This is a genomic window from Streptomyces sp. NPDC047130, from assembly GCF_040643475.1.
GTDB lineage: Bacteria > Actinomycetota > Actinomycetes > Streptomycetales > Streptomycetaceae > Streptomyces.
Map to the genome: position 1 here is coordinate 150,362 of NZ_JBEYUK010000009.1, position 24,655 is coordinate 175,016.

At 73.5% G+C, this 24,655-nt stretch carries 22 protein-coding genes and 1 pseudogene; 12 read left to right on the forward strand and 11 right to left on the reverse strand.

Going from position 1 to position 24,655, the window contains the following annotated elements:
* Window positions 1-42: 42 nt before the first annotated feature.
* Window positions 43-1,065, reverse strand: coding sequence for an LLM class flavin-dependent oxidoreductase (locus ABZ836_RS14325; protein WP_356133877.1), 1,023 nt, complete (start codon window positions 1,063-1,065; stop codon window positions 43-45).
* 163 nt (window positions 1,066-1,228) lie between these two features.
* Between ABZ836_RS14325 and ABZ836_RS14330 the strand changes: the two genes are divergently transcribed.
* A complete protein-coding gene (locus tag ABZ836_RS14330; protein WP_361142040.1) occupies window positions 1,229-1,687 on the forward strand; it encodes a DUF6314 family protein in 459 nt (152 codons plus the stop codon).
* Here ABZ836_RS14330 and ABZ836_RS14335 read toward each other — a convergent pair.
* Entirely contained in the window at window positions 1,663-2,256 is a 594-nt protein-coding gene (locus tag ABZ836_RS14335) for a histidine phosphatase family protein (RefSeq protein WP_361142042.1), read from the reverse strand. The genes ABZ836_RS14330 and ABZ836_RS14335 overlap by 25 nt on opposite strands.
* Before the next feature lie 76 nt (window positions 2,257-2,332).
* Complete coding sequence (locus ABZ836_RS14340) at window positions 2,333-2,785, reverse strand: GNAT family N-acetyltransferase (RefSeq protein WP_361142044.1); 453 nt, start codon at window positions 2,783-2,785, stop codon at window positions 2,333-2,335.
* A 518-nt stretch (window positions 2,786-3,303) separates the two neighbouring features.
* On the opposite strand from ABZ836_RS14340, the gene ABZ836_RS14345 reads away from it, so the two are divergent.
* Window positions 3,304-3,528 (forward strand): DUF1918 domain-containing protein, encoded by a 225-nt coding sequence (locus ABZ836_RS14345; RefSeq protein WP_356133869.1) that lies wholly within the window; start codon window positions 3,304-3,306, stop codon window positions 3,526-3,528.
* An 88-nt stretch (window positions 3,529-3,616) separates the two neighbouring features.
* Here ABZ836_RS14345 and ABZ836_RS14350 read toward each other — a convergent pair whose 3' ends face one another.
* Entirely contained in the window at window positions 3,617-4,861 is a 1,245-nt protein-coding gene (locus ABZ836_RS14350; protein WP_361142046.1) for a family 10 glycosylhydrolase, read from the reverse strand.
* A gap of 276 nt (window positions 4,862-5,137) precedes the next feature.
* Between ABZ836_RS14350 and ABZ836_RS14355 the strand changes: the two genes are divergently transcribed.
* From ABZ836_RS14355 to ABZ836_RS14385, 7 genes are all read left to right on the forward strand, one after another.
* Window positions 5,138-5,998 (forward strand): 3-hydroxybutyryl-CoA dehydrogenase, encoded by an 861-nt coding sequence (locus tag ABZ836_RS14355; protein WP_356133865.1) that lies wholly within the window; start codon window positions 5,138-5,140, stop codon window positions 5,996-5,998.
* A gap of 563 nt (window positions 5,999-6,561) precedes the next feature.
* The gene (kdpF, locus tag ABZ836_RS14360) at window positions 6,562-6,651 is read left to right on the forward strand and encodes a K(+)-transporting ATPase subunit F (protein ID WP_356139134.1); all 90 of its coding nucleotides are present in this window, start codon (window positions 6,562-6,564) and stop codon (window positions 6,649-6,651) included.
* Between the two features lie 20 nt (window positions 6,652-6,671).
* Entirely contained in the window at window positions 6,672-8,333 is a 1,662-nt protein-coding gene (gene kdpA, locus ABZ836_RS14365) for a potassium-transporting ATPase subunit KdpA (protein WP_361142049.1), read from the forward strand.
* Between the two features lie 44 nt (window positions 8,334-8,377).
* On the forward strand, window positions 8,378-10,480 hold the full coding sequence (gene kdpB / locus ABZ836_RS14370; protein WP_361142051.1) for a potassium-transporting ATPase subunit KdpB: 2,103 nt from the start codon (window positions 8,378-8,380) through the stop codon (window positions 10,478-10,480).
* Window positions 10,481-10,499: 19 nt separating this feature from the next.
* Window positions 10,500-11,207: a potassium-transporting ATPase subunit C gene (locus ABZ836_RS14375; RefSeq protein ID WP_361142053.1), complete on the forward strand. Its 708-nt coding sequence runs from the start codon at window positions 10,500-10,502 to the stop codon at window positions 11,205-11,207.
* Window positions 11,208-11,322: 115 nt separating this feature from the next.
* Window positions 11,323-13,869 (forward strand): sensor histidine kinase KdpD, encoded by a 2,547-nt coding sequence (locus tag ABZ836_RS14380; RefSeq protein WP_361142055.1) that lies wholly within the window; start codon window positions 11,323-11,325, stop codon window positions 13,867-13,869.
* A 183-nt stretch (window positions 13,870-14,052) separates the two neighbouring features.
* Window positions 14,053-14,781, forward strand: coding sequence for an SDR family NAD(P)-dependent oxidoreductase (locus ABZ836_RS14385; protein WP_356139143.1), 729 nt, complete (start codon window positions 14,053-14,055; stop codon window positions 14,779-14,781).
* Between the two features lie 56 nt (window positions 14,782-14,837).
* Here the strand turns inward: ABZ836_RS14385 and ABZ836_RS14390 are convergent, their stop codons facing one another.
* The 5 genes and pseudogenes from ABZ836_RS14390 to ABZ836_RS14410 form a co-directional block, all read right to left on the reverse strand.
* Entirely contained in the window at window positions 14,838-17,828 is a 2,991-nt protein-coding gene (locus tag ABZ836_RS14390) for a tetratricopeptide repeat-containing serine protease family protein (RefSeq protein WP_361142057.1), read from the reverse strand.
* 52 nt (window positions 17,829-17,880) lie between these two features.
* Window positions 17,881-18,192, reverse strand: a complete 312-nt coding sequence (locus ABZ836_RS14395) for a trypco2 family protein (protein ID WP_356139147.1) — start codon at window positions 18,190-18,192, stop codon at window positions 17,881-17,883.
* A gap of 140 nt (window positions 18,193-18,332) precedes the next feature.
* Window positions 18,333-18,587: pseudogene (locus ABZ836_RS14400) on the reverse strand (pyridine nucleotide-disulfide oxidoreductase); the annotation flags it as partial.
* A 40-nt stretch (window positions 18,588-18,627) separates the two neighbouring features.
* On the reverse strand, window positions 18,628-19,740 hold the full coding sequence (gene arsB / locus ABZ836_RS14405; protein ID WP_361142059.1) for an ACR3 family arsenite efflux transporter: 1,113 nt from the start codon (window positions 19,738-19,740) through the stop codon (window positions 18,628-18,630).
* A complete protein-coding gene (locus tag ABZ836_RS14410; protein WP_356139151.1) occupies window positions 19,737-20,045 on the reverse strand; it encodes a metalloregulator ArsR/SmtB family transcription factor in 309 nt (102 codons plus the stop codon). The genes arsB and ABZ836_RS14410 overlap by 4 nt, the downstream gene beginning before the upstream one ends.
* A gap of 95 nt (window positions 20,046-20,140) precedes the next feature.
* Between ABZ836_RS14410 and ABZ836_RS14415 the strand changes: the two genes are divergently transcribed.
* Entirely contained in the window at window positions 20,141-20,581 is a 441-nt protein-coding gene (locus ABZ836_RS14415) for an arsenate reductase ArsC (RefSeq protein WP_356139153.1), read from the forward strand.
* A 193-nt stretch (window positions 20,582-20,774) separates the two neighbouring features.
* On the opposite strand, the gene ABZ836_RS14420 is transcribed toward ABZ836_RS14415, so the two are convergent.
* Together ABZ836_RS14420 and ABZ836_RS14425 are read right to left on the reverse strand one after the other, a co-directional pair.
* A complete protein-coding gene (locus ABZ836_RS14420) occupies window positions 20,775-21,764 on the reverse strand; it encodes an EamA family transporter (RefSeq protein WP_361142062.1) in 990 nt (329 codons plus the stop codon).
* Window positions 21,761-22,417 (reverse strand): TetR/AcrR family transcriptional regulator, encoded by a 657-nt coding sequence (locus ABZ836_RS14425; protein ID WP_361142064.1) that lies wholly within the window; start codon window positions 22,415-22,417, stop codon window positions 21,761-21,763. The genes ABZ836_RS14420 and ABZ836_RS14425 overlap by 4 nt, the downstream gene beginning before the upstream one ends.
* A 138-nt stretch (window positions 22,418-22,555) precedes the next feature.
* Between ABZ836_RS14425 and ABZ836_RS14430 the strand changes: the two genes are divergently transcribed.
* A complete protein-coding gene (locus tag ABZ836_RS14430; RefSeq protein ID WP_356139157.1) occupies window positions 22,556-23,107 on the forward strand; it encodes a helix-turn-helix domain-containing protein in 552 nt (183 codons plus the stop codon).
* Complete coding sequence (locus tag ABZ836_RS14435; RefSeq protein ID WP_356139159.1) at window positions 23,107-24,645, forward strand: MFS transporter; 1,539 nt, start codon at window positions 23,107-23,109, stop codon at window positions 24,643-24,645. Before ABZ836_RS14430 ends, ABZ836_RS14435 begins: the two co-directional genes overlap by 1 nt.
* The last annotated feature ends 10 nt before the right edge of the window (window positions 24,646-24,655 follow it).

Here is a 24,655-nt window from a genome sequence, read left to right on the forward strand (position 1 = left end):
CCTTTCCTGCCATGCGGTGGTGACCCCGGGCAGGCGGCCGGGTCAGCGCCAGCCGAGGGCCGGGGCGACGTGGGTGAGGATGGCCTCCAGCACGTGGGCGTTGTAGTCGACGCCGAGCTGGTTGGGGACCGTGAGCAGCAGGGTGTCGGCGGCGGCGATCGCCTCGTCCTTGGCGAGCTGGTCGACGAGGACGTCGGGTTCGGCGGCGTAGGAGCGGCCGAAGACGGCGCGGGTGTGCGCGTCGATGTTGCCGAAGTGGTCCTGGGAGTCGGTCTCGCGGCCGAAGTAGGCGCGGTCCCGGGCGTCGACCAGGGCGAAGACGGACCGGCTGACCGAGACCCGCGGCTCGCGGTCGTGTCCGGCCTCCCGCCAGGCCTCGCGGTAGGCCTCGATCTGCTTGCGCTGCTGGACGTGGAGAGGCTCGCCGCTCTCGTCGTCCTTGAGCGTGGAGCTCTGCAGGTTCATGCCCAGCTTGGCGGCCCACACGGCGGTGGCGTTGGAGCCGGAGCCCCACCAGAGGCGCTCCCGCAGCCCCTCGGAGTGCGGTTCGACGCGCAGCAGCCCCGGCGGGTTGGGGAACATGGGGCGCGGGTTCGGCTGGGCGAAGCCTTCGCCCTTGAGCACCTCGAGCAGCACTTCGGTGTGCTTGCGCGCCATGTCGGCGTCGCTCTCGCCCTCGGACGGGCGGTAGCCGAAGTAGCGCCAGCCGTCGATCACCTGTTCCGGTGAACCGCGGCTGATGCCAAGCTGGAGCCGGCCGCCGGCGATGAGGTCGGCGGCACCGGCGTCCTCCGCCATGTACATGGGGTTCTCGTACCGCATGTCGATGACGCCGGTGCCGATCTCGATCCGTTCGGTGCGGGCTCCGATCGCCGCGAGCAGGGGGAACGGGGAGGCGTACTGCCGCGCGAAGTGGTGGACGCGGAAGTACGCGCCGTCCACCCCCAGCTCCTCGGCGGCCACGGCGAGGTCGACGGCCTGGAGGAGGGCGTCGGAGGCGGTCCGCGTCTGCGAGTGCGGGGTGTCCGACCAGTGCCCGAAGGAGAGAAAGCCGATCTTCTTCATATGTTCTTCAACACATCGGATCGTGGTTCATTCCGCCCGGAAGACGCCGCGCGCGGGCCGGTGGCGGGGCACGCGGACGGTGGGGCGATGATGGCGGCAGCGGACCGCCCGGGGCCGACGACACCCAGGGGGCCGGGCGGCGACGAGGGGAGCGTGAGGAGTCGTGCCGGAGGAGTTCCACCGGGTGCCGGACCTCTGGGCCTTTCTGCCCGGGAGTTGGCGCACCGAGCGCACCGTCCGCGACCTGGCCTCCGGCGACGAGGGGCGGTTCACCGGGACGACCGTGTTCGGGCCGTTGCCCGCGCCGGAGGAGGGGCTGCTGCAGCGGGAGGACGGCGACTTCCTGTGGCAGGGGGTCTCCAGGCCCGCCGGACGCACCCTGCGCCTGCTGCCCGGCGTCGCCCCCGGCGAGGCGGACGTGCGGTTCTCCGACGGCCGGGCGTTCCACGCGCTGGACCTCTCCGCGGGCCGGTTCACGGCCACGCACCCGTGCGCCGCCGACCTCTACGAGGGCGAGTTCACGGTGCTGGACGCCGACCGGTGGCGCACGGTGTGGCGGGTGCGCGGTCCGGCCAAGGACCTGGTGCTCACCACGGACTACGCCCGCACCGGCGGCGCGTAGGGCACGTCCAGGCGCAGGCTCCAGCGGCCGGGCCGGCCCAGGACGGTGACCGCGGCGAGCGGCCGGACGTCGACGTTCCAGTACACCGAGGGCGGCGCCTTCAGGGCGTAGGTGAGCGCGGCCCGGATCACCCCGGACTCGGCGACGGCGACGATGGTGGCCCCGTCGTCCGACGGCCGGGTGTCGAGCCAGCCGCCGACCCGCGCGATGAAGGAGTACAGCGACTCCCCGCCGTGCGGCGCGGAGCGCGGGTCGGCGAGCCAGGCGTCGACCGCCTGCGGCTCGTGGGTCATCGCCTCGCCCAGCGTCATGCCGCGCCACCGGCCCATGTCGCAGTCGCGAAGGGCGGGCTGGACCAGCGGGACGTAGCCGAGCAGCTCGCCCGTGGCCCGGCTGCGCGGGGTGGGCGAGCAGTAGCGCAGGTCGGCGGCGGCCAAGGGCGCCAGGCCCGGCACGGCACGCTGGATGCCCTCCCAGGACTCCCGGTCCAGAGGGCTGTCGTCGTCGAATCGCTCGGCGATCGGGCGGGTGCTGCTCGCGGCTGCAACGAAGGTGACCCGAACATGCATGCGGTGATGTTCGACCTGTCGGAAGGGCGGGTCAAGGGGGCGCGGCCCGCCGATCGTCGGGGGGACGCGCGGCCTCTCACAGCGGCTGGAGCGCCATGAAGTGCTCCGGACGCTCGAGCGGCGCGAAGCCGAGGCGGGCGTAGACGGCGTGGGCGTCGTGCGTGGCGAGCAGGATCCGGCGGAGCCCGAAGGGGCGCAGCTCCTCCCGGACGCGCGCCACCAGGGCGGTGCCCAGGCCCTTGCCGCGGGCGGCGGGGTCCACGTAGACGTCGCAGAGCCAGGCGAACGTGGCGCGGTCGGTGACCACGCGGGCGTAGGCGACCTGGGCGCCGGCGGCGTCGTACACCCCGAAGTTCAGCGAGCCGGTCATCGCGGCCTGCTGCTGGGCGAGGTCGCGGCCGAGCGCCCAGTAGGCGTCGGTGGAGAGCCACCGGTGGACCCGTGCGACGTCCACCCGGGCGGGGTCGGCGGAGAACTCGTGGCCGTCGGGGAGCGGTGGCGGGGCGGGGGCGGCGGGCGTCGCGGTCATGGCCGGGACGGTTCCACGGCCCGCTCGGGCGCCGCAAGGCGATTTCCGCGGCCGGGAGGGGCCCGGACCGCCTCCCCGCATACCGCGCGCAGCCCCAGCTGGCCCGGCCCGGAACCCCAGTCCCCGGCCCGAGCCCGAATGCGACCCCAGCACCCGGGCCCGAGCGCGGACCGCAACTCCAGCCCCGCGACCGAGCGCGGGCCGCAATGCGAGCCCAAGCCCGAGCCCGGACCGTGACCCCGGGCCCCGCTCGCAGCCCTCCGGCCCCAGCCCCTGACCGCAACCCCAGCCCCAAGCCCGGGCCAGGACCGCAACCCCAGCCCCAGACCCGGACCGCAGCCCCGAGCCCGGACCACAGCCCTAGCCCCAGCCCGGACCTCAGCCCGAGCCCGGACCGCAGACCCCGGCCCCGCTCGCGGCCCTGCCGGACCCGCGCCCCGCTCGTAGACTCGGAACGGAGGGGGAGCTCCCGGAACGGATCGCTTGGACGACGAGACGACGAGACGAGGAGGCCCGCCATGTACGCACACGTGGGCGACCGGCTGGTGACGCACGGCAGGGTGGTCGGCGCGGGCGACCGGACCGCCGAGGTGACCGAGGTGCTCGGCCCCGGTGGCAGCCCGCCCTACCGGGTCCGGTTCGAGGACGGCAGCGAGGCGATGCTGTGGCCGGGCCCGGACACCGAGGTCAAGCACCTGACGACGGGCCCCGGAGCAACCGGCAGCGGCAGCCACCGGCTGTAGACCCGCCGCGGGTGGGGCGCGGCCCGGACGGCCACCGTGTACGCCGTCCGGGCCGCGCCCGTCACCGCCCACGGCGGCGGCGGTGGCCTCAGTAGTGGTCCGCGACCACCCGCGCCAGCGCGCCGGACGGATCGGCGGCGACCTCCTTCGCCGAGAAGAAGACGTGGCCCCCCACCTCGGGCAGCGCCGCCGCCAGCTCCAGGTGGCGGGAGAGTTCGCGCACGTCCTGCCACGCCGCGGCCTGGGCCGGGTCACCCGCCTTGTAGAGCGCCTCACCGAGGTACAGCGCCGTCCCGGTGCCGCGTGCGGTATCCGCCCACCACTCGGCCAGCACGGCGTAGTCCGCGGCGCTCTGCCCGATGTGCCAGTAGAGCTGGGGCACCACGTAGTCGATCCACCCCTCCCGCACCCACGTGCGGGTGTCCGCGTACAGGTCGTCGTACGTCTGGACGCCGCCGCGGGTCCGGGAGCCGCGCGCGTCGGTGGAGGCGTTGCGCCAGACGCCGAACGGGCTGATGCCGAACCGGGTCCCCGGCCGGGTGGCGCGGATCCGCGCCGCCGTCTCGCGCACCAGCAGGTCGATGTTGTCGCGCCGCCAGGCGGCCCGCGTGGAGAAGGAGTCCCCGTGCGCCTCGAACGCCTTCTCGTCGGCGAAGGCCTGGCCGGCCACCGGGTACGGGTAGAAGTAGTCGTCGAAGTGGACGGCGTCCACCGGGTAGCGCTCGACGGCGTCGAGGATGGCGTCCTCGACGAAGGCGCGGACCTCGGGCAGGCCCGGGTTGTAGTACAGCTTGCCGCCGTACGGCACCACCCAGTCCGGGTTCCTGCGGGCCGGGTGCCCCGCCACCAGGCGGGACGGGTCGGTGTGCGCGGCCACCCGGTAGGGGTTGAACCAGGCGTGGAGCTCGAGGCCCCGGGCGTGCGCCTCCGCCACGGCGGTGCCCAGCGGGTCCCAGCCCGGGGCGCGGCCCTGGGTGCCGGTGAGGTAGGCGGACCACGGCTCGTGCGGGGACGGCCACAGCGCGTCCGCGGTGGGCCTGACCTGGAGGATCACGGTGTTCAGCCGTCGTTTCACCGCGGCGTCCAGGTACCGCAGCAGCTCGTCGCGCTGGCGGGCGGCGCTCAGTCCCGGCCGTGAGGGCCAGTCGCGGTTGCCCACGGTGGCCAGCCACATTCCGCGCATCGCGCCGGCGGGGGCGCGGCCGCCGCCCGCCGGGGCGCCCGCCACCGGCGCCGGCCGGGCGGCTGCGGGCCCGGCCGCGCCGGTGGCCAGCAGCGCCGGAAGGGCGGCCAGTGCCGTCGCGGCGAACGTCCTGCGGGAGAGCCCTGCCATCGGCCGTACCTCCATCGGGTCACGCGGCGTCGTCACAGATCGGTCGGTCCCGGCTCACGCTGCGGGACGCCGCACCCCGCCGCGTCCCGTCACGTCCGCCGCGTCCCTCACGTTTCGCGGCCGCCCGGGCACGGGCAGTACCGCTGGGACACGGTCACCCAGCATGCCCCACCCGAACGATCGATCGTCGGAGCCGCGAAGGTAACGTGCTCGATCGGAGCAGGCGCCGACCGACGGCACCCTGTCCGACCCGATGATGATCACGAAAGGGACGATGTGAGCGACATCGAACGCGTGGGAGTGGTGGGCTCCGGCCAGATGGGAGCCGGTATCGCCGAGGTCTGCGCCCGCGCCGGTCTGGACGTGAAGGTCGCCGAGGCCACCGGTGAGGCGCTGGAGATCGGGCGCACCCGGGTCTTCACCTCGCTCCAGCGGGCGGTGGAGCGCGGCAAGCTCACCGAGGAGGAGCGCGAGGCCACCGAGGCGCGCCTGGACTTCACCACCGACCTCGGCGAGTTCCACGACCGCGACCTGGTGATCGAGGCCGTCGTCGAGAACGAGCTGGTGAAGACGGAGATCTTCCAGGTCCTGGACCAGGTCGTCACCCGTCCGGACGCCATCCTGGCCTCCAACACCTCGTCCATCCCGCTGGTGAAGCTGGCCGTCGCCACGTCGCGGCCCGACCAGGTGGTGGGCATCCACTTCTTCAACCCGGCGCCGGTGCAGCAGCTGGTGGAGCTGATCCCCGCCCTGACCACCTCCGAGGGCACCCTCAGCCGTGCGCAGCTGTTCGCCGAGAAGGCGCTCGGCAAGCACTCCATCCGCGCCCAGGACCGCTCCGGCTTCGTGGTCAACGCGCTGCTGATCCCGTACCTCCTCTCCGCCATCCGGATGTTCGAGTCGGGGATCGCCAGCCGCGAGGACATCGACAACGGCATGGAGATGGGCTGCGCCCACCCCATGGGCCCCCTCAAGCTCGCCGACCTGATCGGCCTCGACACGGTGGCCTCGGTCGCGTACTCGATGTACGAGGAGTACAAGGAGCCCCTGTACGCCGCTCCCCCGCTGCTGCAGCGGATGGTCGACGCGGGGCGTCTGGGCCGCAAGACGGGCTCGGGCTTCTACACCTACGGCTGACGCCGCGCCTGCGGGGGCCGGGCCGGGCCGCGCGACCGGCCCGGCCCCCGCAGCCGCATACGCCGGCTCCCCCTGCGGCGGCTGCCCCTTTACGCCCGCCACCCCCACCCCCGCGCCCGCCACCGCCGCCGCCGCCGCAGCGCCCCGGCCGTGTCCTCCGGGCCCGCGTCGCAGTACAGCCGCATCCCCGGCAGCGTCCGCACCCCGCCCTTCACCCCGCCGCTCATCGCCAGGCCGAACGCGTGCTCTCCCAGCAGCTCGCGGACGGCCTTCTCCGCGCTGTCCCGATCCGGGCGGCGAACGGTCCGCCCGGCGGAGGACCGGCGGACGCAGCCACACCGCTCGTGACCGGGTGCTGTAAGAGATCCGTCAATGCCGGTCCCCCCGGCGTATGGGAGCTGTCAACGGGCGGCTCGATCCGGCCAGAGGGGTGCTTCGCTCGGAGCGTCCCTACTCACCGCAACTCTCTTCCAGGAGTTCGTGATGGCCGATCCGGCCTTCCTCGTCACCATGATCGCGGGCATCGCGCTGGTGGCACTCGTCGCCAAGGGGGTGGCGAGGCTGTGACCGTCGAGAACATCGTCGGCCTGGTCGTGGCCGTCTCCCTGGTGGGCTACCTCGTCCTCGCCGTGATCCGTCCGGAGAGGTTCTGAGCCCCGTCATGAGCCTCGTCATGAGTCCTGTCACCGCCGGCGTCCTCCAGATGCTGGCCCTGATGACCGCCCTGGCGCTCGTCCACGGGCCGCTGGGCACGTACATGGCCCGCGTCCACACCTCCGGCACGCACCTGCGCGTCGAGAGGTGGATCTACCGGGGGATCGGCGCCGACCCGGACACGCGGATGCGCTGGCCCGCGTACCTGCGCGGCGTGCTGGCCTTCTCGCTGGCCGGGCTTCTCCTCCTGTACCTGCTGCAGCGGCTCCAGGGCGTTCTTCCGGGGTCGCTCGGCTTCGCCCCGGTCGGCCCGGCGCAGGCGTTCAACACGGCCGTGTCGTTCGTGACCAACACCAACTGGCAGTCGTACTACGGCGAGCAGACGATGGGGCACGTCGTGCAGACCGCCGGTCTGGCCGTGCAGAACTTCGTGTCCGCCGCCGTCGGCATGGCCGTCGCCGTGGCGCTGGTGCGCGGCTTCGTCCGGTCCCGCACGGGTGAGCTGGGCAACTTCTGGGCCGACCTGGTGCGCGGCACGGTCCGCGTCCTGGTGCCGCTCGCGACCGTCGCGGCCGTGGTCCTGGTGGCCTGCGGGGTGATCCAGAACTTCGCCGGCATCCACGAGGTCGGCCGGTTCACCGGCGGCGCCCAGCAGTGGAACGGCGGCGCGGTCGCCTCCCAGGAGGCCATCAAGGAGCTGGGCACCAACGGCGGCGGCTACTTCAACGCCAACTCCGCCCACCCTTTCTCGAACCCGAACGCGTTCTCCAACCTGTTCCAGATCTTCCTGATCCTGGTGATCCCGGTCTCGCTGACGCGCACCTTCGGCGTGATGGTCGGCTCGGTGCGGCAGGGCTACGCGATCCTCGCCGCGATGGCGGCCATCTGGGTGGCCTTCGCCGCCCTGATGATGTGGACCGAGTTCGCCCACCAGGGCGCGGCGCTGCAGGCGGCGGGCGGGGCGACCGAGGGCAAGGAGACCCGTCTGGGGATCGCCGGCTCGTCGCTCTTCGCGGTGTCCACGACGCTGACGTCGACCGGCGCGGTGAATTCCTTCCACTCCTCCTACACCGGCCTCGGCGGCGGCCTCACGCTGCTCGGCATGATGCTGGGCGAGATCGCGCCCGGCGGCGTCGGTACCGGCCTGTACGGGATGCTCGTCATGGCGGTCGTCGCCGTGTTCCTCGCCGGCCTGATGGTCGGCCGGACGCCCGAGTACCTGGGCAGGAAGATCGGCTCGCGCGAGATCAAGCTGGCGGCCCTTTACATCCTGGTCACCCCGACGCTGGTGCTCGTGTTCACCGCCGCGTCGTTGGCGCTGCCGACCCCCGCGAACTCGATGCTCAACTCCGGCGCGCACGGCTTCTCCGAGGTCCTGTACGCCTTCACCTCGGCGGCGAACAACAACGGCTCGGCCTTCGCCGGCCTGAACGCGGACACGGACTGGTTCAACACCACGACCGGGCTCGTGATGCTCCTCGGCCGCTTCCTGCCCATGGTGTTCGTCCTGGCCCTGGCCGGTTCGCTGGCCGAGCAGAAGCCGGTCCCGGTGACCGCCGGCACCCTGCGCACCGAGAAGCCGCTGTTCACGGGCCTCCTGGTCGGCGCGGTCCTGATCGTCACCGCCCTGACCTACTTCCCGGCCCTGGCGCTCGGTCCCCTGGCCGAAGGGCTCGCGTGATGACCACCCGCCTCAGGACATCCGTTCGACCGTCGGAGGACCCCATGGCCACCGTCACTCCCACCCGGGCGCCGCACGGCGGCGTCCCCACCGGGCACGGTCCCGACCAGGGACGCGTCGGCGCCGGCCTCTTCGACCCCCGGCAGCTGCTCCGGTCCCTGCCGAGCGCCTTCCGCAAGCTGGACCCGCGGGTGATGGTCTCGTCGCCCGTGATGTTCGTGGTGTGGGTCGGCGCCGCCCTGACCACGGTGTTCTCCGCCACGGATCCGTCCGACCTGTTCGGCTGGGTGATCAGCGGCTGGCTGTGGCTGACCGTGGTCTTCGCCAATCTGGCCGAGGCGGTCGCGGAGGGCCGTGGCAAGGCACAGGCGGACACCCTGCGCAGGGCGAGGACCGGCACCGTGGCCCGGCGTCTCCGCGCGGACCGCAGGACCGAGGAGGAGGTCCCGGGCACCGGCCTGCGCGTCGGTGACCTGGTGGTCTGCGAGGCGGGCGACGTCGTCCCCGGTGACGGCGACGTCGTCGAGGGCGTCGCCTCGGTCGACGAGTCGGCCGTCACCGGCGAGTCGGCCCCCGTCATCCGCGAGTCCGGCGGCGACCGCAGCGCCGTCACCGGCGGCACCACGGTGCTGTCCGACCGGATCGTCGTCCGGATCACCACCGAACCGGGCAGGACCTTCGTCGACCGGATGATCGGCCTGGTCGAGGGCGCCGCGCGGCAGAAGACGCCGAACGAGATCGCGCTCAACATCCTGCTGGCGTCACTGACGGTCGTCTTCCTCCTCGCCTGTGCCACGCTGCCGCCGTTCGCGCGGTACGCGGGCACCGAGCTGGATCTGGTGGTCCTGGTCGCCCTGCTGGTCTGCCTGATCCCGACCACGATCGGCGCCCTGCTCTCGGCCATCGGCATCGCGGGCATGGACCGCCTGGTCCAGCGCAACGTGCTGGCCATGTCGGGGCGGGCCGTCGAGGCCGCGGGCGACGTCTCCACGCTGCTGCTCGACAAGACCGGCACCATCACCCTCGGCGACCGCCGGGCCGCCGAGTTCGTGCCCGTGGGCGGGACCGGTGCCGCCGAACTCGCCGACGCGGCCCAGCTGTCCTCCCTCGCCGACGAGACCCCGGAGGGGCGTTCCGTCGTCGTCCTGGCGAGAGAGCGGTACGGGCTGCGGGAGCGCCACCAGGAGGAACTGGTCGGCGCCGAGTGGATCACGTTCACCGCCCGGACCCGCATGTCGGGTGTCGACGTCGGCGGCCGCAGGGTGCGCAAGGGCGCGGCCGGCTCGGTCGTCGCCTGGGTCCGGGAACGGGGCGGCACGGTGGCCGGGGAGGCCGAAGCCGTCGCCGACCGGATCTCCGAGGCCGGCGGCACCCCGCTCCTGGTCGCCGTGGACGACGGGCGCGGGGCCCGGGTCCTGGGGGTGATCCACCTGAAGGACGTCGTCAAGACGGGCATGCGGGAGCGGTTCGAGGAACTGCGCCGGATGGGCATCCGGACCGTCATGATCACCGGTGACAACCCGACGACCGCCCGGGCCGTCGCCGAGGAGGCGGGCGTCGACGACTTCCTCGCCGAGGCCACCCCCGAGGACAAGATGGCCCTCATCCAGCGGGAGCAGGCGGGCGGCAAGCTGGTCGCGATGACCGGCGACGGCACCAACGACGCCCCGGCGCTGGCCCAGGCCGACGTCGGCGTGGCCATGAACACCGGCACGTCGGCCGCCAAGGAGGCCGGCAACATGGTCGACCTCGACTCCGATCCGACCAAGCTCATCGAGATCGTCGAGATCGGCAAGCAACTGCTGATCACCCGGGGCGCGTTGACCACCTTCTCCATCGCCAACGACGTCGCCAAGTACTTCGCGATCATCCCGGCGCTGTTCGCCTCGGTGTACCCCGGGCTGGACACGCTCAACATCATGCGGCTGTCCTCGCCCAACTCCGCGATCCTGTCCGCCGTCGTCTTCAACGCGCTGATCATCGTCGCGCTGGTGCCCCTGTCCCTGCGGGGCGTGCGGTTCCGGCCGATGGGCGCGGACCGGATGCTCCGCCGCAACCTGGGGATCTACGGCCTCGGCGGCCTGGTCGTCCCCTTCGTCGGCATCAAGATCATCGACCTGCTCGTCTCGCTCCTCCCCGGGCTGTGACTCTGGAAAGCGTGCTGCCATGAACAACTCCCTCGTCAACACCGCCCGGTCGCTCGGAGCGGGGCTGCGGGCCCTGCTCCTGCTGACGCTGGTGACCGGCGTCGTCTACCCGCTCGTCGTCACCGGCGTCGCCCAGGGGCTCTTCCCCGGCAGGGCGAACGGCTCGGAGATCACCTCCGAGGGCGAGGTGGTCGGCTCCTCCCTGATCGGGCAGGCGTACACCCTGCCGCTGAAGGAGGGTCAGGAGACCCCCGAGCCGGACCTGCGGTGGTTCCAGGGCCGCCCCGCCAACGGGCTCGGCGTCAACAGTCGCAACACCCAGTACCGGCTCGTCCTGTCGGGTGCCACCAACCTTGCGGCCGACAGCGGGGCCGTCGACGGACGGTGCACCGCCGGGTCGGCGGAGGGCTCGCTCTGCGCCCAGGTGCTGGCCGCCCGGGCCGCCGTCGTCGAGGACAACTCGGTGCCCGGTCACGACGTCGACCCGTCCGACGTTCCCGCGGACGCGGTGACGTCCTCCGGCTCGGGCCTGGACCCGCACATCTCCCCGGCGTACGCGCGGTTGCAGGCCCACCGGGTCGCCGAGCGCAACGGCCTGCCGGTCACCCGGGTGGAGGAGCTGGTCGAGGACCACACGGAAGGCCGTGCCCTCGGCTTCCTCGGGGAGCCCCGGGTGAACGTCCTGGAGCTCAACATCGCGCTCAAGGACCTCGTGGCGAGCCGTTGACCGCCGCGGCCCGCGGCGTCCGGGGGCCGGCCGCGCCGCACACTGGAGAGGCCCCCGCACACCACCCCCGCCGTCCGACCCCCGGCCCGTCCGGGCCGTCGCCCCGAGGAATGACATGGCACGCGGCAAGCTCAGGATCTATCTCGGCGCGGCACCCGGCGTGGGCAAGACCTACGCGATGCTGTCGGAGGCGCACCGCAGGACCGAGCGCGGCACCGACTGCGTGGTCGGCTTCGTGGAGCACCACGACCGGCCCCGCACGGAGGTGATGCTGCACGGCCTGGAGATGGTGCCGCGCAGGGAGATCGAGTACCGGGGCGCCGTCTTCACCGAGATGGACGTCGACGCCGTCCTGCGGCGGGCGCCCGCCGTCGCCCTGGTCGACGAGCTGGCCCACACCAACGTCCCCGGCTCCCGCAACGCCAAGCGCTGGCAGGACGTCGAGGAACTGCTCGACGCCGGCGTCGACGTCGTCTCCACCGTCAACATCCAGCACCTGGAGTCCCTGGGCGACGTCGTGGAGTCGATCACCGGGGTGCGGCAGCGCGAGACCGTGCCCGACGAGGTCGTGCGGCGGGCCGACCAGATCGAGCTGGTCGACATGTCCCCGCCGGCGCTGCGCCGCCGTATGGCGCACGGCAACATCTACCAGCCGGACAAGGTGGACGCGGCGCTGTCCAACTACTTCCGGCCCGGGAACCTGACGGCCCTGCGGGAACTGGCGCTGCTGTGGGTGGCCGACCGGGTCGACGAGTACCTCACCGAGTACCGCAGCGCGCACCGCGTCCAGGCCATCTGGGGATCGCGGGAGCGGATCGTCGTCGGCGTGACCGGCGGGCCGGAGGGCCGGACCCTGATCCGCCGGGCCGCCCGGCTCGCCGAGAAGGGGGCGGGCGGGGAGGTCCTGGCCGTGTACATCTCCCGCAGCGACGGCCTGAGCACCGCCTCGCCGAAGGAGCTGGCCGTCCAGCGCGCGCTGGTGGAGGACCTCGGCGGAACGTTCCACCAGGTCGTCGGCGACGACGTCCCGGCCGCCCTGCTCGACTTCGCCCGCGGGGTCAACGCCACCCAGATCGTGGTCGGCGTCTCCCGGCGCCCGACCTGGCAGTACGTCTTCGGGCCGGGCGTGGGCGCCACCGTGGCCCGCGAGTCCGGGCCCGACCTCGACGTCCACTTCGTCACCCACGCCGAGGCGGGCAGGGGCCGCGGGCTGCCGGTGGCGCGCGGCGGACGGCTGGGGCGGGCCCGGGTGGCGGGCGGCTGGGTGGTCGGCGTCCTCGGCCCCGTCCTGCTGACCTGGCTGCTCATCGCCGCCGTGCCGTCGGTGGGCCTGGCCAACGACATGCTGCTGTTCCTGGCGCTGACGGTCGCGGCGGCCCTGGTGGGCGGCCTGGTGCCGGCGCTGGCGTCGGCGGTGGCGGGCTCCCTGCTCCTCAACTGGTTCTTCTCGCCGCCGGTCCACACCCTGACCATCGCCGACCCTGAGAACATCGTCGCCCTCCTCGTCTTCGTCGGGGTCGCCGTGTCCGTGGCCTCCGTGGTGGACCTGGCGGCCCGGCGCACCCACCAGGCGGCCCGGCTGCGCGCGGAGTCGGAGATCCTGTCCTTCCTGGCCGGAAGCGTCCTGCGGGGGGAGACGACGCTCGACGCGCTGCTGGAACGGGTGCGCGAGACGTTCGGCATGGAGTCGGCGGCGCTGCTCGAGCGGGCCGGTGAGACCGCCCCGTGGACCTGTGTCGGCAGCGTGGGCGAGCGGCCCGCAGCGACGCCCGAGGAGGCGGACGTCGACGTCCCGGCCGGCGCCCACACGGCCCTCACCCTCTCCGGACGGGTGCTGCCCGCCTCCGACCGCCGGGTGCTCGCCGCGTTCGCCGCGCAGGCGGCCGTCGTCCTGGAGCGCTCGCGCCTGCAGCACGAGGCCGACCGGGCCCAGGAGCTCTCCGAGGGCAACCGCATCAGGACCGCGCTGCTCGCCGCGGTCAGCCACGACCTGCGCACCCCGCTCGCCGGGATCAAGGCCTCCGTGAGCTCGCTCCGCGCCGACGACGTCGAATGGTCCGAGGAGGACCGGGCGGACCTCCTGGAGGCCATCGAGGACGGCGCCGACCGCCTCGACCACCTGGTCGGGAACCTGCTCGACATGTCCCGGCTCCAGACCGGCACGGTGACCCCCCTCATCCGGGAGACCGACCTCGACGAGGTGGTCCCGAAGGCACTCGGCGGGGTGCCCGGGGACAGCGTGCAGCTCGACATCCCCGAGACCCTGCCCATGATCCACGTCGACCGCGGCCTGCTGGAGCGGGCCGTCGCCAACGTCGTCGAGAACGCCGTGAAGTACAGCCCGCCGGAGGCGAAGGTGCTGGTGTCCGCGAGCGCCCTCGCCGACCGCGTGGAGGTCCGGGTCGTCGACCGGGGGCCCGGGGTGCCGGACGACGCCAAGGCCCGCATCTTCGAGCCCTTCCAGCGGTACGGCGACGCGCCGAGGGGCGTCGGCGTCGGCCTGGGTCTCGCCGTGGCCCGCGGCTTCGTCGAGGCCGTCGGCGGCACGCTCGACGCCGAGGACACCCCGGGAGGCGGCCTCACCATGGTGCTCGCCGTACCGACGGCCCCACGGCGGACCGCGGAGCGGCGGCCGGGGCCGCCCGGTGCGCCCGGTGCGTGACGCCCCGGGGAGGGCTGCCCCGGCTCCGCTGCGACTCGCCGACGGCCGGTCGGTGTTGTTCGCTGGACGACACGGGCCCTCCCGTCCGCGCAAGCGCCGCGCCGTCACCGAAGGCACCGAAGGCAGCACCAAAGGCAGCACCGAAGGCAGCACCGAAGGCAGCACCGAAGGGACAGGTACCTCATGCGTCGCATCCTCGTGACCGGTTCCGCGGACGGCCTCGGGCGGGCCGCGGCGGACTCCCTGCTCGCCGCGGGACACCAGGTGGTGGTGCACGCCCGCGATGAGGGCCGCGCACGGGACCTCGCCCCGCTGACCGCCCGGGGAGCCCGCCTGGTCGTGGGCGACCTCACCGACCGTGACGCGGTGCGCCGCATCGCCGACGAGCTGAACGGGGGTGAGCCGCTGGACGCGGTGATCCACAACGCCGGCGTGTGGCGCGGGCCGGCGGTCATGCCGGTCAACGTCGTGGCCCCCTACCTGCTGACCGCGCTGGTGGGCGGCGCGCGCCGTCTGGTGTACCTCAGCAGCGGCTCCCACTTCGGCGGCCGGCCCTCCCTGGCCGGGGTGGACTGGCGCGGCGCGGTCCCGGGGTCGTACGCCGACAGCAAGCTGTTCGTCACGGCCCTCGCCGCCGCGGTGGCGCGGCTGCGGCCCGGCGTGCCGAGCAACGCGGTGGATCCGGGCTGGGTCCCGACGAAGATGGGCGGCCCGGGCGCCCCGGACGACCTGGAGCTCGGCCACCGCACCCAGGAGTGGCTCGCCGCCTCCGACGACCGCGAGGCCCTGACCACCGGCGGCTACTGGTACCACCGCGAACGACGGCGCCCCCACCCGGCGGTCCACGACACCGCCTTCCAGGACCGCCTCCTGCACACCCTGACCGAGGAGACCGGCACCCCGCTTGCCTGACCCGGCACCCGCCTGGCCCGGACCCCGGCGGCGGGCGCCCGGCCGAGGTCCGTCCGTCAGGTGCCGGCGGCTCCAAGCTCCTCGGCCTGCTGCAGGAGCCACGACGCGGAGATCACCTCGGCGTTGCCGGTGAGGGCGCCGGCCGCTCCGGTCAGAGCCGCGGCGGCGGCCGCGGGCTCGGACCTGGCCATGGCGCGGGCCGCCGACGCGAGGTCCCCGGCGGCGGAGCATTCCGTCGCGCCGGCGATCTGGAGGGCGGCGGAGGCCCGCTCGGCGCATGCGGCGGCCTCGTCCCACCGGCCGGACCTCCAGTAGGCCCAGGCGAGGTTGCAGAGGCAGACACCCTCGGCGCGGGGGTTCTGCATCAGGGAGGCTTCCCGCAGGGCGTCTTCCAGGACGTTCGACGCTTCGTCGGTGCGGCCGAGGGCGAGGAGGGCGATGCCTTGGGCGTTGAGCGCGTAGGCGACCGCCTCCTGGCTTTCCGCCGTGCGGTACGCCTGGGCGGCACGTGCCCCCGAGACCACCGTCTCCTCCCAGCGGCCCAGCGTCAGCAGGGAGATGGTGCGGGCGTTCCAGGCTCGTGCCTCGGTGAGCGGGTCGCCCGTCTGCGCGGCGAGGGCCCGCAGCTTCTCGGCGGCGGCCAGCGCCTCCTCACCTCTGCTCGAGTAGCTGAGGGTCAGGCTGAGGGAGAGCAGGGAGTGGATCTCGTTCTCCGTGTCGCCGTTCTCCCTTGCCAGTTCGCCTGCCCTGGTCAGCGGCTCGACGGAGTCCTCCGGCCTGCCCATCTGCCGGTAGGTGTCACCCAGTCCGAAGACGGCGCTCTGCAGGGCGACGGGGTCGCCCAGACGTCCGGCGAGCTCGGCTCCTTGCCGGAAGAGGTCCAGGGCCTGTTCCAGAGGCCCGCCGCTGAGGCGCGCGTGCCCGTAGGGGACCAGGTGGGCGAGGCGGGCGCGGTCGTCACGTACCAGGTCGTCGATCAACACGTGGAAGGAGAGGGCGGTGAGGACGGATCCCTTCCACACCATCCACTCGCTGATCTCGCCGAGGACCATGGCGGCGTCGTCGTGGTCCCCGGCGCGGACCAGGTGCAGGAACTGCCGCCGCAGTGGCTCGAGGTCGTCCAGGGTGCGCCATGCGGGCCTGGGTCTGGCGGTGTTGGCGTACCGGTCGGCGATCCTGCGCTCGATGGCGCGGCGCCCCGCGGGACTGTGCCGGGACAGGTCGGCGTAGGCCAGATCGGCGTCCATCGGGTGCAGGGAGAAGGTCCGCGTGGTTCGGTCGGCCGATACGAGGCGCACCTGGAGCAGCTTGCTGAGCGCCAGACCGAGGTCCACCTCGGGGTCGACGCGGGAGACGATCTCCTCGAGGGTCGCGCGGGATGCCGGTGTCCGCAGGGCGGCGAGCACCTGGATCACGGTGCGGCTGCCGGCGTCGAGGCGGCGGTAGCGGTCGTGGGCGAGGGATTCGACCACGTTCTCGCGTTGGACGAAGTCCTCCAGGATCTCGTGGAGGGTGGGGAGTTCGGCGTTGTCCTCGGCCAGGGCTCCCACCATGAGTTCGAGGGCGCGGGGCACTCCGTGGACGTGGACCGAGGCACTCAGCAGTTCCTCGTCGGAGAGTTCGGCCAGGCCGAGGGCGCCGTCGCGGTCCAGCTCCCGCAGCAGTTCGACCGCCTCGTCCGCCCCGAGCCCGTCGGTCAGCTCGACCTGTGCGGCGAACCTGCGCAGCTCCGGCCTGAGTCGCAGGGGGATCTGTGTGGTGACGAGCAGGCGGGGCCCCGCCTCGGTGCGGAACAGGCAGTCCAGGAAGACCGCGATCTCTTCGTCGGTGACCTCGCCCTCGTCGGTCAGGAGGTCCTCGAAGTTGTCCATCAGGACGACGAACAGCCGGCCATCGAGGGCGTCGAACAGTTCCTGGATCCGGTCGGCGACCGGAAGGTTGTCCGCCCAGACCCTCTCCAGGTGGGTGCGGAGGTGGGCGGGGAGCAGGCGGGCGCAGTCGAAGTAGAGGCGCTCCAGCGAGATCCCTGAGGTTCGCGTACTGAGGTTGACCAGTCCGGAGACGACGGGGATCCGGGTACGTCCGGGCCACAGGCCGTGGTCCAGCTGTTCCATCAGCTTGGCCGCGAGCGCGCTCTTGCCCATGCCGCGCCGTCCGACGACCGAGACCAGGCGGACGGTCGGGTCCGCGAGGTGCCAGCCGACCCGGGCGAGCTCTTCGGTCCGGTTCTTGAAGAGTTCGATCCCGTGGGTCACGGGGAGTCCGATGACTCTCTTCACAGGGCGGGACGCGCGTGTGTCCCGGTCGTGGCCTGCGGGCCCGCGCGTTCCGGTCCCGGTGCCGACCGGGGGCAGGCCGGTCGTCCGGGGCACACCGAGCAGGTCGGCCAAGGCGGCGGCCGAGGCGTCGTCGGCCTGGCGGAGGGCCGTGTCGATGCGGACCGCGGTGAGTCGGCCGGAGCCTTCCCAGCGGTGGTGTTCGGCCACCACGCCGACGATCCGGTCGCCGGCCCAGAGGGCGGCCCCCGACATGCCCGCCCAGGGGGAGGCCTTCGGGTCGGGATCGGCGCCTGCCGGAGCGACGGTGATCTCGAGCGTTCCGGTCCGGAGGTTGGAGAGGGCGGCGACGGTGCCGTCGGCCTGGTGGAGCTCCCGGAAGGTGCCTCCCTCCGGCCTCCTGCGCTGCTTCCACAGGGGGAAGCCGGCTGCGTGGACGGGGACGACGGCGTGCCGTTCCTCCGGGATGCGGGCGAAGGCGGCGGGCTCCACGTCGGCAGCCGTGGCCGGTGCCTCGACGGTGAGTACGGCGAGGTCCAGTGCGGGGTCCGTCCAGGCCGTGGCGGCCACGGCCGACCATTCTCCGGGCCGGTCCGCCTCGCAGCGCACGGTCACCTGGGTGGCGTCGGAGACGACGTGTGCGGCGGTGAGGACGGAGGTGCGGGTGACGCGGTAACCCGAACCCCGGCGTCTGCCACCACGGGTCACCACGATGATCTCCGCGATGCGCCGCGGGTCGATGCCCGCGGTGGAGGGCTCTGCTGTGGTCATCGACGGCTCCGGCTCTCTTCCGCGTGCCTGGCGGCGGGTTCGACGATGGAGGTCAGTACTCGTCCAGGAGTTCGTCGCCCGATATCAGCGCGGGCTGATCCGGGCGGTCGCCACGGACGGGGCGAAGCGTGAGGTTGATGCGCTGGGTGACCGCCGTCGCCTGTCGGGCGGCCGCTCCGACCTCGAGGACCCAGAACTTCAACTGTGCGCCCGGCTCGCGGCTGCGTTCCACGCCGACGGTGAGCTCGAGTTCCACCTGCTCGGCTTCGAAGCGCAGGTCGGCGCCCTCCCCGTCGGCCATGGCCCGACTCAGCTCGCTCCTCAACTGCGTTATCAACTGCGCCAGTTCGATCGCGCCGTCCATCTTGCGCCCCCTCGCCCGGTCCGGCCACAGAGCATATCCGCAGCGTGCTCCGGGCGGGCCGGCCTCCCGCATCGACGCAACTTCACGGCACCTGTCGCCAGGGAGCGGTCCACGCGGCCCCCGGTGGAGGACCGGGTGCCTCAGTCGTCGCCCGGCAGCCGCGCGACGGCGCGGGCCGCGTCGCGGGCGGGGCGGCCGACGCCGATGAGGGTGGCGGAGGCGGGGCCGGTCCGGTCGCCGTGGCCTAGCAGGTGGAGACGCTCGTCGGCGGCCCTGGTGCCGGTGGTGGCCAGGTGGCCGCGGTGGCCGCGCAGGCGCAGGGGGGCGAGGTGGGCCGGGGCGGGGCGGAAGCCGGTGCACCGGACGACCGCGTCCGCCTCGGCGCGGCTGCCGTCGGCCGTCCGCCGCGTCACGAGGCCACGTCCGTCCGCCGCGTCATGGGGCCGTCGTCACCGCGTCCGGGGCGAACCGGCGGCGCCAGGCGAGGGCCACGTACACCAGGCCGATGAGAACGGGTACCTCGATGAGGGGGCCGACGACGCCGGACAGCGCCTGCCCGGAGGTGACGCCGAAGGTGGCGATGGCGACCGCGATGGCCAGCTCGAAGTTGTTGCCCGCCGCGGTGAACGCCAGGGTGGCGGTGCGGTCGTAGGCCAGGCCCAGACCCTTGCCGAGGAGGAAGGTGCCGAAGAACATCACCGCGAAGTAGACCAGTAGCGGCAGCGCGATCCGGGCGACGTCCCAGGGCTGGGAAGTGATGGTCTTCCCTTGCAGGGCGAAGAGGACGACGATCGTGAACAGCAGCCCGTACAGGGCCCACGGGCCGATCCGCGGCAGGAAGGTCCGCTCGTAGCCCTCGCGGCCCATCCGGCGTTCGCCGAGGCGGCGGGTGAGGAAGCCGGCCAGCAGCGGGATGCCGAGGAAGACGACGACGTTCAGCGCGATCCCTCCGGCCGACACGTCCAGGCCCCGGCCGTCGCCGAGATGCATCCAGCGCGGCAGCAGTTCGAGGTAGAACCAGCCCAGCAGGCCGAAGGCGAGCACCTGGAAGACGGAGTTCAGCGCGACCAGCACGGCGGCGGCCTCGCGGTCGCCGCAGGCGAGGTCGTTCCAGATGATCACCATGGCGATGCACCGGGCCAGGCCGACGATGATCAGGCCGGTGCGGTACTCGGGGAGGTCGGGCAGGAAGATCCACGCCAGCGCGAACATCACCGCCGGGCCGACGATCCAGTTGACGACCAGGGAGGCGGCCATCAGCCTGCGGTCGGCGGTGACGCGGTCGAGCCGGTCGTAGCGGACCTTGGCGAGAACCGGGTACATCATCACCAGCAGGCCGAGCGCGATCGGCAGCGAGACGCCGCCGATCTCGGTCGTCGCGAGGGCGCCGCCCAGGCCGGGGACCAGGCGGCCCAGTGCGAGGCCGACGGCCATGGCGAGGAGGATCCACACCGCGAGGTAGCGGTCGAGGGCGGTGAGCCGGCCGGCGATCGAGTCGTCCGCGGCCGGGTCCGGCGCGGTGGCCGTGGTGGGCCCGGTGGAGGTCATGGGCAGGCCCTCTTGTTCCGTGCGGCGCCACGGGCCGAGTCGGCCAGGGCGGCGAACTGCCCGGACAGCGCGGTCAGGACCTCCGGCTTCAGCCGGTAGTAGGTGAAGCGGCCGCAGGGCTCGGTCTCCACCAGTCCGGCCTCGCGGAGCACCCTCAGGTGGTTGGACAGGTTGGTCTGCCGGGCTCCGGTCTCCTCGACGAGGTGCGTGGTGCAGAGCGTCTCGCGCGCCAGCAGGGTCACGATCCTCAGTCGGAGGGGATCGCCCAGCGCCCGGATCACATCAGGATCGACTGAAGTCAGCATGCGCTGATATTGTCACACGGCCGTCCGCCGATACCAGCGGCGGCCGAAGTCAGCGGCGGCCGGGTCCCGTCGTGCGGCGAGAGGGAACGATCACCATGGCCGACAAGCCGTCCGTCCTGTTCGTCTGCGTGCACAACGCCGGCCGTTCGCAGATGGCCGCGGGGTGGCTGGCTCACCTGGCAGGGGACCGGGTCGAGGTCCGGTCCGCGGGCTCCGCGCCGGGCGCCCGCGTCAACCCTGCCGCCGTGGAGGCGATGGCGGAGGTCGGCATCGACATCTCGCGGGCGACGCCGAAGGTGCTCACCCTCGACGCGGTCCGCGCGTCGGACGTCTGCGTCACGATGGGCTGCGGCGACTCCTGCCCGGTCTTCCCCGGCAAGCGCTACCTGGACTGGGATCTGGACGACCCGGCGGGCCAGGGCGTGGAGGCCGTGCGCCCGATCCGGGACGAGATCCGGACGCTGGTGGAGGGGCTGATCACGGAGATCGCCCCGGACACGCCGGACGCCACAGGCACCACGGACCGACCGGAGTAGACCTCGTCCCGACCCGGGCAGATGCCACCGGCGGCGGGCATCGTCGCGGCCGGCGGGCGGACCGGCCGCCCCGGCCGCGATGCACCCGTCGGCCGTGGCACGCCTCAGGCACGGCGCGCCACGGCCCGGGCCGTCTTCAGGCTCCTCCGGCCGGACCCGACTGACGCACCGGTTCCAGGCCGGTGCACGACGCTCAGTCGGCCCGGTGCGCCGCGGCGGCTTCCTCGAGCCCAGCGGTGGTGGCGGCCCGGCCGGCGGCCAGCGGGCGACGGCCGCCACCGGTGGGCGCGGTCAGGACGACCAGGCAGGCGACCACGAGGGCGACGCCCGTCCACCCGGCGGCCGGAAGGCGCTCCCCGACGATCAGGACGGCGAGGACGGCCGCGACCGCCGGTTCCAGCAGCGAGAGGGTGGTGGCGGTGCTGGCGGGCACCCGGGCGAGGCCGCTGCCGAAGAGCAGGTAGCCGAGGAACATGGGCACGAGCGCCATGTAGACGCCGACCGCGGCGTTGCCCCAGGAGTCGAGGAGCGGGGCGCCCGTGGCGAACAGGACGGGCAGGAGGAACAGTCCGCCGAGGCCGAAGATCGCGCCCATCGCCGCGCGGGAGGGGATGCGGCGGGTGATCAGGCGGTGCGCGACCCAGGAGTACAGGGCGTAGGTGAGGGCGGCGACCACCCCGAGGCCGATGCCGAGCAGGGTGTCCGCCGTGGAGGTCCCTGCCGCGCCCCGGTGGCCGCCTTCGGCGAGGCACAGCAGGACGGTTCCGGCCAGGCCGAGGCAGGCCGCGGCCGTCCAGCGGGGAGTCAGCCGGCGGCCGTCCAGCACGCGCTCGATCAGGGCGGACGCCAACGGCGCGATGCCCAGCGAGACGACGGTGCCGACGGCCACGCCGGCCAGGCGCATGGAGGTGTAGAAGGCGAGGGGGTACACGGCGACGGACAGGGCCCCGAGCAGCACCAGGGCCCGGTGTTCACGCAGCGCCGGCGCGTGCCGGGCGATCCGCCGGGCCGCGACCAGGGCCTGGAGCAGCCCGCCGAGCCCCATCGCCACGGCGCCGATCGCCAGTGAGCCCACCCCCGGGGCGAAGGTGGCGGCGGTGCCGGTGGTCCCCCACAGCACGGAGGCGGTGAGCACGCCCAGGGCGCCGATGCCCGCGGGCCCGCCGCGGCCGGCGCCCTTCACAGCCGGTCCAGCAGGGCCTCGGCGAGGGCGCGGGCGCGCAGGACGCGCTCGGCGTCGCCCTCCAGGCCGGCCCGCGCCATCGCGCCCTCCAGGAGGAAGGCCAGGTGCTCCGCCGTGGCGCGCGCCTCGTCGGGCCGGTCCGGCGCCAGCCGTTCCAGGTGTCCGGCGATCAGGCGCTCCACCTCCTCCTTGTGGGCGCGGACCACCGTCCGCCCCTGGTCGCCGGCCGGGAGTTCGGCCGCGGCGTTGAGCAGCCCGCAGCCGCGGAAGCCGCGCTCGTAGGCGAACGCCGCGTGGTCGGCGTACGCGTCGAAGACCGCGAGCACTCCTTCACGGGGGCCCGCGGCCCGCTCCAGCCGGGCCCGGTAGAGACCGAGCCACTCCTCGTGGCGTGCGTCCAGATAGGCCCTGACCAGGTCCGCCTTGGAGGCGAAGTTGTTGTACAGGCTCATCTTGGCCACGCCGGCCTCGGCCGTGATCGTGTCGATTCCGGTCGCCGCCACGCCGTCGGCGTAGAAGCGCCGGGCGGCCGCCTCCAGCAGCCGCTCCCGGGCGGGCCGCCGCCGCCCGCCCTCCGCCTCACGCACGTCGCCGCCGTTCCCCGCGTCGCCGAGCCCCACGCCATCGCCCCCGCTGCCACTTCCGATCATCACGTCAGCAGATTATAGGTAGGTCGGTCTACCCAAACCAGCCCCCTCCCCTCGCCCCACTCCCCCACTCCCCCCGCTCCCCATTGAGACGTGAAAGCCGCCCGTGAGACATACGTGTCTCACATGAGGTACCGTTGAGTCATGAGCTTCGATCGTGACCCAGTGCTGCGCGCCGCCGCCGAGCTCCTCACCCGGCGCTCCACGGCGACGATGGAGGAGGTGGCCCGGGCCGCCGGGATCAGCAGGGCGACGCTGCACCGGCACTTCGCCGGGCGGGACGCGCTGGTCCGCGCCCTGGAGGAGCTGGGCATCGCCGAGTGCGAGGCGGCCCTGGAGGCGGCACGCCCCGAGGAGGGGCCGGCCGTTGACGCCGTGCGCCGCCTGGTCCGCGAGATGCAGTCCTGCGCGGGCCTGCTCGCCTTCCTCTACACCGAGAACCAGCTCTTCGAGGGCGAGGAGCTGAACGCGGGCTGGCTCCGCGTCGAGGAGCGCCTCACCGGCCTGTTCCGCCGGGGGCAGGAGAGCGGCGAGTTCCGCATCGACCTGAGCGCGGCCTGGCTCACCGAGGCCCTCTACGGGCTGCTGGCGGCCGGCAGCTGGGCCGTCGCCGACGGCCGGGTGGCCCGCAACGACGCCGGCCGCATGGTGGTCGAGCTGCTGCTCGGCGGTGCGGTCCGAAAGGAGGACGCGTGATGACCGGTCACCTGCGGACGGCCGAACGGAAGGACAGCGGCGAGCTGGGGCGGCCCGGACGCTGGCTGGCCCTCGGCGTCCTGGTCCTGGCGGTGCTGCTGGTGGCGGTCGACGCCACCGTGCTGGGCCTCGCGACGCCCTTCCTGAGCGAGGACCTCCAGCCGTCCGGCACCCAGTTGCTGTGGATCGGCGACGCCTACTCGTTCGTCATCGCCGGCCTGCTGATATCCATGGGCGGTCTGGGCGACCGCATCGGCCGCAAACGCCTGCTGCTGATCGGCGCGACCGCCTTCGGGCTGGTCTCGGTGCTCAACGCCTACGCGCAGACGCCCGAGATGATGATCGCCGCCCGGGCGCTGCTCGGTGTCGCCGGCGCCACGCTGATGCCCTCCACCCTCGCCCTGATCCGCAACGTCTTCCACGACGCCCGTGAACGCTCCCTCGCCATCGGCATCTGGAGCGCCGCGGCCTCGGCGGGCATGGCGCTCGGCCCGATCGTGGGCGGCGCCCTGCTGGAGCACTTCTGGTGGGGTTCGGTCTTCCTGATCAACCTTCCGGTGATGGCCCTGCTGGTCCTCGTCGGCGCCAAGCTGCTCCCCGAGTCGCGCGACCCCTCGCCGGGGCCGTGGGACGTGCCCAGCGTCCTGCTGTCGCTGGTCGGCATGGGCGGTGTCGTCTACGCCATGAAGGAGGCCGCCTCCCACGGGTTCACCTGGCCCACCGCCGCGGCGGGTCTGCTGGGCGCGGTCGCCCTCCACGCGTTCGTCCGGCGCCAGCGCCGCCTTCCGGTGCCGCTGGTGGACGTCCGGCTCTTCCGCCACCGCGGCTTCAGCGGTGCGGTGATGGCGAACCTGCTGACCATCCTGGGGCTGTCGGGGCTGCTCTTCTTCCTCTCGCAGTACCTGCAACTGGTCCAGGGCAGGCCGCCGATGGAGGCCGGCCTGGCCGAACTCCCGGCCGCCGTGGGCTCGGTGGCGGCGGGACTGCTGGCCGGCACCGCGGCACGCCGCTACTCGGTGCGCGCGGTCGTCGCGGGCGGGGTCGGCCTGATCGGCCTGACCCTGGGCGCGCTGACCGCGCTCGACCGGACCACCGGCTATCCGCTGCTGGGCGCGGCGCTGCTGGCCGTCGGCTTCGGCGCGGGACTGGCCTTCACGGTCACCTCGGACGTCATCCTCACCGCCGTTCCCAAGGAGCAGGCGGGCGCCGCCTCCGCGGTCTCGGAGACGGCGTACGAACTGGGCACCGCCCTGGGCATCGCCCTGCTGGGATCCGTGGTGACCAACGTCTACCAGGGCTTCACCGGCCCGGCCGGCACACCGGACGCGGCCCACGAGTCGCTCGCCGGAGCCGTCGTGGCCGCCGGGCAGATGCCCGGTGACGCGGCCGCCGAGCTGCTGCGGGCGGCGCGCGAGTCCTTCGTCGACGGGGTGGCCCTGGCCGCCGGTGTCGGCTCCGTCCTGCTGCTGCTCGCCTCCGTCATGGCCTGGCGCCTGCTGCGCGGCCAGGAACTGACCGACGAGCCCGTCGAGCACTGAGCGGGCCGCC

Excerpts from the sequence above, each read along its gene's own strand:
- ABZ836_RS14385 (WP_356139143.1), top strand. The coding sequence starts at position 14,053 with ATGCGTCGCATCCTCGTGACCGGTTCCGCGGACGGCCTCGGGCGGGCC.
- ABZ836_RS14340 (WP_361142044.1), bottom strand. The coding sequence starts at position 2,785 with ATGACCGCGACGCCCGCCGCCCCCGCCCCGCCACCGCTCCCCGACGGC.
- ABZ836_RS14415 (WP_356139153.1), top strand. The coding sequence starts at position 20,141 with ATGGCCGACAAGCCGTCCGTCCTGTTCGTCTGCGTGCACAACGCCGGC.
- ABZ836_RS14390 (WP_361142057.1), bottom strand. The coding sequence starts at position 17,828 with ATGACCACAGCAGAGCCCTCCACCGCGGGCATCGACCCGCGGCGCATC.
- ABZ836_RS14430 (WP_356139157.1), top strand. The coding sequence starts at position 22,556 with ATGAGCTTCGATCGTGACCCAGTGCTGCGCGCCGCCGCCGAGCTCCTC.
- arsB (WP_361142059.1), bottom strand. The coding sequence starts at position 19,740 with ATGACCTCCACCGGGCCCACCACGGCCACCGCGCCGGACCCGGCCGCG.
- ABZ836_RS14345 (WP_356133869.1), top strand. The coding sequence starts at position 3,304 with ATGTACGCACACGTGGGCGACCGGCTGGTGACGCACGGCAGGGTGGTC.
- ABZ836_RS14375 (WP_361142053.1), top strand. The coding sequence starts at position 10,500 with ATGAACAACTCCCTCGTCAACACCGCCCGGTCGCTCGGAGCGGGGCTG.
- ABZ836_RS14410 (WP_356139151.1), bottom strand. The coding sequence starts at position 20,045 with ATGCTGACTTCAGTCGATCCTGATGTGATCCGGGCGCTGGGCGATCCC.
- ABZ836_RS14435 (WP_356139159.1), top strand. The coding sequence starts at position 23,107 with ATGACCGGTCACCTGCGGACGGCCGAACGGAAGGACAGCGGCGAGCTG.
- ABZ836_RS14380 (WP_361142055.1), top strand. The coding sequence starts at position 11,323 with ATGGCACGCGGCAAGCTCAGGATCTATCTCGGCGCGGCACCCGGCGTG.
- kdpA (WP_361142049.1), top strand. The coding sequence starts at position 6,672 with ATGAGTCCTGTCACCGCCGGCGTCCTCCAGATGCTGGCCCTGATGACC.
- ABZ836_RS14325 (WP_356133877.1), bottom strand. The coding sequence starts at position 1,065 with ATGAAGAAGATCGGCTTTCTCTCCTTCGGGCACTGGTCGGACACCCCG.
- ABZ836_RS14395 (WP_356139147.1), bottom strand. The coding sequence starts at position 18,192 with ATGGACGGCGCGATCGAACTGGCGCAGTTGATAACGCAGTTGAGGAGC.
- kdpB (WP_361142051.1), top strand. The coding sequence starts at position 8,378 with ATGGCCACCGTCACTCCCACCCGGGCGCCGCACGGCGGCGTCCCCACC.
- ABZ836_RS14335 (WP_361142042.1), bottom strand. The coding sequence starts at position 2,256 with ATGCATGTTCGGGTCACCTTCGTTGCAGCCGCGAGCAGCACCCGCCCG.
- ABZ836_RS14350 (WP_361142046.1), bottom strand. The coding sequence starts at position 4,861 with ATGGCAGGGCTCTCCCGCAGGACGTTCGCCGCGACGGCACTGGCCGCC.